General features: G+C 60.2%; 13 protein-coding genes. 8 read left to right on the plus strand and 5 right to left on the minus strand.

What is annotated here, in order from left to right; genetic code table 11:
* Positions 1 to 507: formate/nitrite transporter family protein (locus tag ACHFGA_RS09370; protein ID WP_394282124.1), on the plus strand; the 507-nt coding region annotated here is incomplete at its 5' end.
* A gap of 220 nt (positions 508 to 727) precedes the next feature.
* A complete protein-coding gene (locus ACHFGA_RS09375) occupies positions 728 to 1,453 on the plus strand; it encodes a DUF2786 domain-containing protein (protein ID WP_394282125.1) in 726 nt (241 codons plus the stop codon).
* On the opposite strand, the gene fdhD is transcribed toward ACHFGA_RS09375, so the two are convergent.
* The 4 genes from fdhD to ACHFGA_RS09395 all read right to left on the minus strand — a co-directional run bounded on the left by fdhD (position 1,450) and on the right by ACHFGA_RS09395 (position 6,248).
* Positions 1,450 to 2,277 (minus strand): formate dehydrogenase accessory sulfurtransferase FdhD, encoded by an 828-nt coding sequence (gene fdhD / locus ACHFGA_RS09380; protein ID WP_394282126.1) that lies wholly within the window; start codon positions 2,275 to 2,277, stop codon positions 1,450 to 1,452. The two genes, ACHFGA_RS09375 and fdhD, sit on opposite strands and share 4 nt — an antisense overlap.
* The gene (locus ACHFGA_RS09385) at positions 2,277 to 2,570 is read right to left on the minus strand and encodes a DUF6457 domain-containing protein (RefSeq protein WP_394282127.1); all 294 of its coding nucleotides are present in this window, start codon (positions 2,568 to 2,570) and stop codon (positions 2,277 to 2,279) included. The genes fdhD and ACHFGA_RS09385 overlap by 1 nt, the downstream gene beginning before the upstream one ends.
* A 40-nt stretch (positions 2,571 to 2,610) precedes the next feature.
* The gene (locus ACHFGA_RS09390) at positions 2,611 to 3,846 is read right to left on the minus strand and encodes an amidohydrolase (protein ID WP_394282128.1); all 1,236 of its coding nucleotides are present in this window, start codon (positions 3,844 to 3,846) and stop codon (positions 2,611 to 2,613) included.
* Between the two features lie 107 nt (positions 3,847 to 3,953).
* A complete protein-coding gene (locus ACHFGA_RS09395) occupies positions 3,954 to 6,248 on the minus strand; it encodes an FdhF/YdeP family oxidoreductase (RefSeq protein WP_394282129.1) in 2,295 nt (764 codons plus the stop codon).
* Between the two features lie 293 nt (positions 6,249 to 6,541).
* Between ACHFGA_RS09395 and rpsH the strand changes: the two genes are divergently transcribed.
* From rpsH to rplO, 6 genes are read left to right on the plus strand one after another with little or no spacing between them, the layout of a single operon-like run.
* A complete protein-coding gene (gene rpsH, locus ACHFGA_RS09400) occupies positions 6,542 to 6,940 on the plus strand; it encodes a 30S ribosomal protein S8 (RefSeq protein WP_018581641.1) in 399 nt (132 codons plus the stop codon).
* 17 nt (positions 6,941 to 6,957) lie between these two features.
* Positions 6,958 to 7,494, plus strand: coding sequence for a 50S ribosomal protein L6 (gene rplF / locus ACHFGA_RS09405; RefSeq protein WP_394282130.1), 537 nt, complete (start codon positions 6,958 to 6,960; stop codon positions 7,492 to 7,494).
* Positions 7,495 to 7,496: 2 nt separating this feature from the next.
* Positions 7,497 to 7,901: a 50S ribosomal protein L18 gene (rplR, locus tag ACHFGA_RS09410; protein WP_018581643.1), complete on the plus strand. Its 405-nt coding sequence runs from the start codon at positions 7,497 to 7,499 to the stop codon at positions 7,899 to 7,901.
* A gap of 40 nt (positions 7,902 to 7,941) precedes the next feature.
* Positions 7,942 to 8,574, plus strand: a complete 633-nt coding sequence (rpsE, locus tag ACHFGA_RS09415; RefSeq protein ID WP_018581644.1) for a 30S ribosomal protein S5 — start codon at positions 7,942 to 7,944, stop codon at positions 8,572 to 8,574.
* A 3-nt stretch (positions 8,575 to 8,577) separates the two neighbouring features.
* Positions 8,578 to 8,763, plus strand: a complete 186-nt coding sequence (rpmD, locus tag ACHFGA_RS09420; RefSeq protein WP_018581645.1) for a 50S ribosomal protein L30 — start codon at positions 8,578 to 8,580, stop codon at positions 8,761 to 8,763.
* 8 nt (positions 8,764 to 8,771) lie between these two features.
* Entirely contained in the window at positions 8,772 to 9,221 is a 450-nt protein-coding gene (gene rplO, locus ACHFGA_RS09425) for a 50S ribosomal protein L15 (protein ID WP_018581646.1), read from the plus strand.
* A gap of 205 nt (positions 9,222 to 9,426) precedes the next feature.
* Here the strand turns inward: rplO and ACHFGA_RS09430 are convergent.
* The coding region (locus tag ACHFGA_RS09430; protein ID WP_394282131.1) for a molecular chaperone TorD family protein at positions 9,427 to 9,722 on the minus strand (296 nt) is incomplete at its 5' end.

Genomic DNA, 9,722 nt, shown 5'->3' on the forward strand with positions numbered 1-9,722 from the left:
ACCACCAAACAGATCGGCTGGGGCAAGGGCATCTGGTTCGTCGTGCTGACCACCATCTTCAACCTGGTCGGTGCGCTCCTGGTTGGCCTGCTGATGAGCCAGACCGCCAAGCTGGGCAGCATGGACAGCACCCACCTCATCGCCACTTTGTCCGAGGGCAAGCTGGACAAGAGCCCATGGCACGCTTTCATCGAGGCAGTGGGCGCTAACTTCGTGGTCAACATGGCCATCGTTGGTGCACTGTTCGCCAAGGACTTCGTGTCCAAGTTCTTCGTCATCGTGCCGATCATCGCCATCTTCGTCGGCCTGGGCCTAGAGCACGTTATCGCGAACTTCTCCCTGATGTCGATCACCATGTTTGCCGATTCCGTACCGGGCAACTTCACCGTCGGCAATATTGCCATCAACTGGTTGATGGTGTGGCTGGGCAACTTTGTTGGCGGCGGCCTACTTATCGGCGGCGTCTACGCCTGGCTGAACAAGACCAAGTACGTCTACAAGGACTAGGACTTAAGCCTAGGTTTCAACAAGACCGCCTGCGCCCCGAATCGTTGGGGCGCAGGCGGTTTATTTCTGCCCGCGCAGCAGAGTTATCCACAGGCGATCGTCGAAAAGCGAGTTATCCACAGGTTTGGAAGGGCCGCTCCGCGCGTGGTGGCAAAGTGTTGTAGGAATAGGAAGTAGTGGCGACACACCGTCGTCCGACAACAACACCATCGGGGGAACGATGAACTCAATCGACAAAATCAAACAGCGTGTTCAAAAACTACTGAATCAAGCCGCGGACCGGCAGGGGACACCGGAGGGGGAGGTGTTCTACACCAAGGCGTTCGAGCTGATGGCCACCTATGGCTTCGACGAGCGCGACATTGACCGCGACAGTAACGGTGGCAGTGGCGGTGACGAAGTCACCATGGAGAAAGTGGACCTCAGCGGCGCCTACACGGATATGCAGGCCCAACTGCTCTCCTCACTGGCGGTCTCACTGCACTGCGAGGCATTAAGCGTGGGCGTGCGTAACTCCACGAAAGTACGTCAGGTGATGGTCTTCGGGCTGCGCCGCCACGTGGAGCGCCTACTCATGCTGTTTAGCATGCTCATGCCCCAGATGCTGGCGGGCGCCCAAGACCAGCCGCGGGACCCCGCCTATTCCATGGTGGTGGTCAGGCGTTCCTTCATGTCGGGCTTCGCCTCCCAGGTGGCGGCCCGTCTCAAGGAGGCGGAGACGACCGTTGCGGCGGCCTCGCAGGGCTACGAGCTTGCGCTTATCGACGATGCCTCCCGCGCCACCGAAGCGCGCGACAATTTCCTCTTCGAGAACAATCTGAAGGCGTCAGCGAAAAACTCGCAGCGCTCCATGAACGCCCATGCCTACTTCAACGGCATGGACGCCGGAGACATGAGCGATCTGGGCCAGACGCGGCTGCGGCAACGGCCGGCGCTGCCGTCCTAGACGTCGGCGAGTTCGCCGGAGTAGAGGTTGAAGCGGCCTGGACGGGCAAAACCGACCAGCGCCATGTTCGCCTCGCGGGCAAGCTCCACGGCTAGGGAGGAAGCCGCGGACACCGCCACCAAGCCGCCGAAACCAGCCATGACGGCCTTCTGCACCAACTCGAAGGAGGCGCGCGAGCTCATTACTAGGATGTGATCCTTCGCCGGCAGCAGGCCCTCCATGAGCATGTGGCCAATCACCTTGTCGGCGGCATTGTGGCGGCCGATGTCCTCGCGGATGACCACCGGGTTGCCCTCCAGGTCGAAAGCGCCGGCAGCGTGAATGCCGCCAGTTTTGCGGAACTGCTGCTGCCCGCCCCGCAACTTCTCGGGGAGGTCCAACACCACGCGCGGATCCAGTTGGATCGGACTAATCGGGTTGTGCGCCTTGCCCATAATCTCATCAATCGAAGTGGTGCCACACACCCCACAGGCGCTGGTGGTCGTCGTTAAGCGAATAAACTCTGGGCCGATGGGCTGTGGGGTCAACAGGTTGAGCTCCAGCACGTTGTAGGTGTTCTGCCCATCGGGGCCGGTAGCGCCCGCGCAGTAGCGGGCCTCCGACACTTGGTCGGCATCGGTGATGATGCCTTCGCCGTAGAGCCAACCGTGGGCCAGTTCGATATCGTGGCCCGGGGTCCGCATCGTGGTGGTCAGTGTTTGAGCACCGTTGCGGATTTCCAGCGGTTCTTCCACAGTGACACTGTCTGCACGGGTGTCAGTGGTGAATTGGTCGTCGTCAAGCGTGACCTTGGTGACGGCGAAATTGCGGGTAATGCGTCCCACTAGTCCTGATACTCCTCTAGCGTTGCGTTAATCTTCGCGATGCGCTCGCGCACCGCCGCCGCCAGATCCTCCTCACTAGTATCCGCTGCCTGCGCCTGCCCGGTGGACAGGCCAACCAAAAACGCGGTGACAGGCGCTGCAGGGCGTGAAGGGCCATGCGCGACGTTCTTTGTCAGGTCCAGCAGATCACCCAGCACTGTACGGGTGAGCTCAGGGGAGATCTGCAAAGTCTCTGATGCTTGGTTCAACCATTCGTTCGTGGACTTTATTTCCTGTGGGCTATCTTTCGCCATTCTGTTTCCTTTCCTAGTAATAATCTTGAGAATTAGTTGTCTAGCGCTGGCCGATTAGCCACGGTGCGCTAGCCACAATGATAGCTTCAGCGCCGCGGTCCAGAGTTGGCTGCATGTCAGGTGCAAAAGCCGGGTTGTGGTTGCCGGGAGCGTTCGCCTGATCAGCGAAGCCGCCCAGACCCCAGAACGTGTACGGAGTTCCCACCGCGTCCGGGATGATCGAGAAATCCTCAGAGGCCGGCACCGGGTCCAAATCCACTGACAGTTCGCCGAAGTATTCGTCGAAGGCGGCGCGGACGGTCGTCGTCACGTCCTCATCGTTGTCGGTGAGCGGGTAGGTGTCGTAATACTCAAACTCCGGGGCGGCAGGGCAGCGGGCGCCCTCGCATTCGGCGCGGACCAGCCGCTCGATGGCCTCGCGCAGGTGGGCGCCCACCTCGTGATCGTAGGCGCGGGTGTTCACCAGGAGCTCGGCGGAATCCGGGATGATATTGGACTTCGTGCCCGCGTGGATCGCGCCAACCGTGACAACGGCCGTCTGGGCGGCAGCGACCTCGCGCGACACAATAGTTTGTAGCTTTCCGACGATCGACGCCGCCGTTACCACTGGGTCCACGCCCAATTCCGGCATCGAACCGTGTGAGCCCTTGCCGTGGATGGTGATCTTGACTGAGAAGGCCGAGGACAAGGTGGGGCCCACCCGCGTGCCCACAGCGCCACCGGGCAGGGTGCCCAAGACGTGCTGACCCAGATACACATCAGGGGTGCCGATCAACTTAGCGATGCCATCATCAACCATCGCGCGCGCACCCGACGCCGTCTCCTCCCCAGGCTGGAACACCGCAATGAAGGTGCCCGACCACGCATCCTTCGTGGCGTTGAGTGCCTCCACCGCGCCGAGCAGGCTCATGATGTGGACATCGTGGCCACAGGCGTGGGCGACGGGGACCTCCTCGCCCGTGGCCTCGTCGACCTGGGTGGCCGTGGACGCATAATCCTTGCCCGAGTCCTCCTTCATCGGCAGACCGTCGGTATCACCGCGCGTAGCGACGACCGGCCCGGCGCCATTCTCGATGATCGCCACAACGCCTGTGCCGCCCACGGTGTGGTGGGCAATACCCATGCGGTCGAGTTCTGCGCGGATGCGGTCAGCCGTCGCGTACTCCTGCATGGATAATTCGGGCGACTGGTGGAACTGGGTGTACAACTCTTCGCGATGATCGCGGGTGGTGACCAGGTGGTCGATGATGGGTTGGAGGGCGTTGCTCAGGCTCATGGTCATTCCTTTCTGTCCCCACTAGGTTACGCGTTCACGCATTTCCCCTAGAGACGACGACACCCACCACACCAAGAAGGCGCGGTGGGTGACAAGTGTTTGAGAACTTACTTTTCGTCGTGAGCGTTACGGCCCAGTGGCTCCAGGTGGACAACCAGGGACTTGGACACTGGGGTCTCGGAGCCGTGTGCGAACTCCTCCAGTGGGACCAGGTTGTTCAGCTCTGGGAAGTAGCCAGAGACGCAGTCACGTGCGTGGTCGTACTCGACCAGGCGGAAGTTCTCCGCGCGGCGCTCGCCGGACTCGTACACGGAGACAACGTCAACCAGGTCGCCATCCTTCAGGCCGCGCTTCTGCAGGTCCACCTTGTTGATGAACAGGACGCGACGGCCACCACGGACACCGCGGTATCGGTCATTCAGACCGTAGGAGATGGTGTTGTACTGGTCGTGGCTGCGCACCGTGGACAGCAGCAGCTGGTGATCCTCGAGCTCAATCGCGTTGGTCTCGTTGATGGTCAGCTGTGCCTTGCCATCGGAGGTGTTGAAAATGCGCTCACGTGCAGCGTGCGGCAGCATGAAACCACCTGGGCGCTCGAGGCGCTCGTTGTAGTTTTCAAAACCAGGGATGGTGTTCGCGATGTGGTCACGGATCACGCCGTAGTCGTCGATCATCGGCTGCCAGAAAGCATCACCGAAGGTCTCGCGACCGATGGAGCAGATGATGTCCACCTCGGACTTCAGGTCCAGGTCCATGTTCGCCTTACGCTTCGGGCGGGAACCGGAAACCTTGGAGTCCGATGCCTCCACCGAGGTCATCTGTGGACCAGACTTCTGTGGGTCGTAGTCAGAGCGGGAACGCACTGGCAGGATCAGACCCTTCTCGCCTGGCCATGCGCAGGTGGCGTTGAGCTTGGTCAGCATATGAGCAGTCAGCTGGTTATTGCTCATGCCATCCTCAACGGCGGTGGTGTCAGAAACCGCGCGAACGAAGTTGCCGCCCAGGGACAGGAAGAAGTCAGACTCGCCGTCACGCAGTGCCATGGCGGTCTCGACAGAGCCGCGGCCATGATCGCGAGGAACGTCAAAGCCGAATTCCTTCTCCAGGTTGGACAGGAACCACTCAGGCATCTTCTCGGAGATACCCATGGTGCGGTCACCCTGCACGTTGGAGTGGCCACGGAAAGGTGCAGAACCTGCGCCTGGCTTGCCGTAGTTACCGGTCAGCAGCAGGAAGTTCACCATCTCCTGGATGGTGTCCACAGCGTTCTTATGCTGGGTCACGCCAAGCGTCCACGCCAAGACGATGGTTTCAGCCTTCTCCACGTAGTCCACGATCTTGCGGACCTGCGACATGGGGACGTTGGAAGCGCGCTCCAGCTGCGCGTCATCCAGCGACTCCAAGTGCGCGATGGTCTCATCGACGTTGGAGCAGAACTGGTCCAGGAACTTGTGGTCCAGTGCGTCACGACGAATCAGCTCGCGGTTAATCTGCTGGAACAGAGCACGGTCGCCGTCCAGACGTACCTGCACGTACTCGTCGGCAAGCTTCTCTGGAATGTTCAGAACACCCTTGACGGACTGTGGCTCCTTAAACTTCATCAGCCCAACTTCTGGCATTGGGTTGATGGCGATCATCTTGCCGCCGTTGGACTTCTGCGTGTGGAAAGCAGACAGCGCACGCGGGTGGTTCGTGCCTGGGTTCTGGCCGACCGAGATAATTAGGTCCGCGTTGTGGAAGTCCTGCATGGTCACAGAACCCTTGCCAACGCCAACAGTCTTGGCCAAAGCGACACCAGTGGAGTCGTGGCACATGTTCGCACAGTCTGGCAGGTTGTTCGAGCCATGACGACGGCCCAGCAGGCCGAGGACGTACGCAGACTCGTTCACTGCGGTTCCGGAGGTGTACCAGTGAGCGCGGGAAGGCTCAGTCTTGTGAAGCTGCTCAGAGATCAGCTTGAAAGCCTCATCCCAGGTAATAGGGTGGTACTTCTCGTCGCCACGCGAGCGATCATAAAGCATTGGTTCCTGCAGACGGCCGAGCTGGTCAAGCTCGTAGTCGGTCATCTCGCGCATCTGCTGGATGGTGGTGTTGGCGAAGAATTCGCGGGTCACACGGGTGCCGGTCGTTTCCTGTGCGATTGCTTTTGCGCCGTTCTCACAGAACTCGACGATGCCGAGCTCGGACTGTGGTGGCTCTGGCCATGCACAGCCAGGACAGTCGATGCCGCCGTGCTTGTTAAGGGTAAGGAGGGTGCCCACGCCTTTATTAGGGACGGCGTGTGCCATGGCGTGCATGACGCCAGGGATACCGGCGGCGGCCTTCGAGGGGCCACTGACCCGTGGGTTGTCGAATTTATTCGCCACGGGATTGGAACGTGATATTTCAGTAGGTGCGGTCATAACCGACACGATACTGAAAACCCCCGGCAGAGTGCAATTTTGATCTTTCTGTTCCGCAGTGTAGTGTCGATCGCTGGACTTGTGCCCGCAATTGAGCGTGCCAAGGACAACCACAATCAAAATATTCCAACTTTGTTGCAGGCCCCTCGCCATTATGCGGACCGAGTGGATGGATTGGGCAGCGAGCACTACATGCTACTGAGTGTGTAGAGCGCATAGTCGCCCCCGAGAGATCACACGGAAAACGCCATAGGTGGGCAGGAACCGCAACGAGAAAGGTAACGGTCACTAACATGACCATGACAGATCCAATCGCGGACATGCTGTCGCGCGTGCGCAACGCAAACAACGCGCAGCACGACACCGTGTCTATGCCTTCCTCCAAGCTCAAGGCGAACATCGCTGAGATCTTGAAGCAGGAAGGCTACATCGCTGACTACAACGTTGAGGAAGAAAAGGGCTTCAAGACCCTGTCCCTCGATCTGAAGTACGGCCCATCGCGCCAGGCATCCATTGCTGGTCTGCGCCGTGTTTCCAAGCCAGGTCTGCGCGTGTACGCAAAGTCCACCGACCTTCCTCAGGTCATCGGCGGCCTCGGCGTGGCTATCATCTCCACGTCCCAGGGCCTGCTGACCGACCGTGAGGCTCGCGAGAAAGGCGTAGGCGGGGAAGTCCTCGCTTACGTCTGGTAATAGGGAGGTAAGAACATATGTCACGTGTAGGTAAAGCACCTATCGCAATCCCTAACGGCGTCGAGGTAAAGATTGACGGCCAGGATGTTGACGTCAAGGGCCCAAAGGGTTCTATGTCGTGGACTGTTCCAGCGCCGATCACCGTTGCCGTAGAAGACAACGAAATCGTCGTTTCGCGCCCGGACGACCACCGCGAGAACCGCTCGCTTCATGGTCTGTCCCGCTCCCTGGTCAACAACCTTGTTGTTGGTGTGACCGAGGGCTACAAGATCAACATGGAGATCTTCGGCGTTGGCTACCGTGTGCAGATGAAGGGGAAGGACCTCGAGTTCTCCCTCGGCTACTCGCACCCGATCCTCATCGAGGCGCCTGAGGGCATCACGTTTGCAGTTGATGGCAACACCAAGTTCTCCATCGAAGGCATTGACAAGCAGCTGGTAGGCCAGCTCGCGGCAAACATCCGCCGTCTGCGCAAGGATGACCCATACAAGGGTAAGGGCATCCGTTACGCAGGCGAGCAGGTTCGTCGCAAGGTCGGAAAGACGGGTAAGTAAGCATGAGCAACACTGCAGAGAACACCAAGCGCACTCCGATCGGCAAGGATATTTCCACCCGCCGTCGTGAGGCACGCGCACGTCGCCACTTCCGCATTCGCAAGACCCTGCGCGGCACCCCAGAGGCACCACGCCTCGTTGTGCACCGCAGCTCCCGCCACATGCACGTTCAGGTTATCGACGACCTGGCAGGCCACACCCTGGCTTCTGCTTCCACCATGGAGGCAGACATCCGCTCCGCAGAGGGCGATAAGAAGGCCAAGGCAGCAAAGGTCGGCCAGCTGATCGCTGAGCGCGCAAAGGAAGCCGGCATCGAGCAGGTCGTCTTCGACCGCGCCGGCTACAAGTACCACGGCCGCGTCGCAGCACTTGCCGACGCCGCACGTGAAGGTGGCCTGAAGTTCTAATGACCACCATGACCATGAACATCAACGGAAGGAATGCGTAATGCCGGGACGTGAACGGCGTGACGGCGGACGCTCCGCCGACGACCAGAACAAGAAGAACAACCGCAACGAGCGTGGTGGCCGCGGCCGCCGCGACGATCGTCGCCAGAACGATGATCGCGACAAGTACATCGAGCGCGTAGTTTCCATCAACCGTGTGGCTAAGACCGTTAAGGGTGGCCGCAACATGTCCTTCACCGCCCTCGTCATCGTGGGCGACGGCCAGGGCATGGTCGGTGTGGGCTACGGCAAGGCTAAGGAAGTTCCTGCCGCAATCCAGAAGGGCTCCGAAGAGGCTCGTAAGAACTTCTTCCGCGTCCCAATGGTTGGCGGAACCATCCCTCACCCAGTCCAGGGTGAAGCTGCTGCGGGCATCGTCATGATGCGCCCAGCTGCTCCTGGTACCGGTGTGATCGCTGGTGGTGCAGCTCGTCCAGTGCTTGAGTGCGCTGGCGTGCAGGATATCCTGTGCAAGTCCCTCGGTTCCGACAACGCCCTCAACGTGGTCAAGGCCACCGTTGCAGGTCTGAAGGATCTGGCTCGCCCAGAAGAGGTTGCTGCAAAGCGCGGCAAGTCTCTCGAAGAGGTTGCCCCCGCTCGCATGCTGCGCGCACGCGCAGGACAGGAGGCATAAACCATGGCTTTGAAGATTACTTTGAACCACGGCAAGATCGGCACCAAGCCTGAGCACCGTGCTAACCTGGAGGCCCTCGGTCTGCGCAAGATCGGCCAGTCTGTTGTTAAGAAGGACAACGCGGCTACTCGCGGCCAGATCCTCAAGGTGCGCCACTTGGTCACCGTTGAAGAAGTTGCAGGGGAGTAGGTTAAACAATGAGCGACATTATTAAGCTCCACGATCTGCGCCCAGCAAAGGGTGCAAACAAGCCAAAGCACCGCGTTGGTCGCGGTGAGGCAGGCAAGGGTGGCAAGACTGCTGGCCGCGGTACCAAGGGTACGAAGGCACGTAAGCAGGTTCCACACGCATTCGAAGGTGGCCAGATGCCACTTCACATGCGTCTGCCTAAGCTGAAGGGCTTCAAGGCCCGCAACAAGGTTGTCTACCAGGTAGTCAACGTTGCAGACCTCGAGAAGGCTTTCCCACAGGGCGGCGACATCGCTGTTGCAGACATCGTCGCAGCAGGCCTGGTTCGCAAGAACCAGCCAGTCAAGGTCCTGGGTAGCGGCGACCTCAGCGCCAAGCTGAACGTCACCGCAACGAAGTTCTCCAAGTCTGCTGTCGAGAAGATCGAAGCAGCCGGAGGCTCCGTCACCGAGGCATAATCGCTTCACGACGAACACAGCGCCCCACTCACCTTCTAGGAGGAGAGCGGGCGCTGTTCTGTCTTATCTCGGCTTCCTGGGACCTAAACTGCTGAAGCTGAACTGTTGGAACTGGGCGGTTTTCGAGCTTCGAGACACCGAACCGCCCCTGTTCCAACATTCCAGGTCCAACAGTTTGCGCTGAAGGGAGGAGGGTGGCGCGATCTTAGAGCGCTGCCGCGATGACCCCGCGCGTGAGGCCGGGCAGAGCACGGTAGATCGCGGTGCGGGCGTTCTGGTCGACACCCGCCATGACCTTGTCGGCGAAACAGCCCAGGTGCTGCTCGACGAACTCGGCAATCTGGTCGGCAGTCGCATGGCCACGGGCCATGTGGCCCACGCACATCAGTTGGAAACCGATGTGGTCGTCGGGCATCGTGGCGGTGCCGGTGCTGAACCCCACCTGGCGGTAGACCTCGGTGACCTCGGCGGTGGCAGTATCCATGACCAGACCGTCGGGGG

The organism is Corynebacterium sp., from assembly GCF_043426755.1.
In the GTDB taxonomy this organism is placed as follows: domain Bacteria; phylum Actinomycetota; class Actinomycetes; order Mycobacteriales; family Mycobacteriaceae; genus Corynebacterium.

Coding starts and splice junctions, on each gene's coding strand:
- rplF (WP_394282130.1), top strand. CDS start 6,958: ATGTCACGTGTAGGTAAAGCACCTATCGCAATCCCTAACGGCGTCGAG.
- rplO (WP_018581646.1), top strand. CDS start 8,772: ATGAGCGACATTATTAAGCTCCACGATCTGCGCCCAGCAAAGGGTGCA.
- ACHFGA_RS09385 (WP_394282127.1), bottom strand. CDS start 2,570: ATGGCGAAAGATAGCCCACAGGAAATAAAGTCCACGAACGAATGGTTG.
- ACHFGA_RS09375 (WP_394282125.1), top strand. CDS start 728: ATGAACTCAATCGACAAAATCAAACAGCGTGTTCAAAAACTACTGAAT.
- rpmD (WP_018581645.1), top strand. CDS start 8,578: ATGGCTTTGAAGATTACTTTGAACCACGGCAAGATCGGCACCAAGCCT.
- rplR (WP_018581643.1), top strand. CDS start 7,497: ATGAGCAACACTGCAGAGAACACCAAGCGCACTCCGATCGGCAAGGAT.
- rpsE (WP_018581644.1), top strand. CDS start 7,942: ATGCCGGGACGTGAACGGCGTGACGGCGGACGCTCCGCCGACGACCAG.
- ACHFGA_RS09390 (WP_394282128.1), bottom strand. CDS start 3,846: ATGAGCCTGAGCAACGCCCTCCAACCCATCATCGACCACCTGGTCACC.
- rpsH (WP_018581641.1), top strand. CDS start 6,542: ATGACCATGACAGATCCAATCGCGGACATGCTGTCGCGCGTGCGCAAC.
- ACHFGA_RS09395 (WP_394282129.1), bottom strand. CDS start 6,248: ATGACCGCACCTACTGAAATATCACGTTCCAATCCCGTGGCGAATAAA.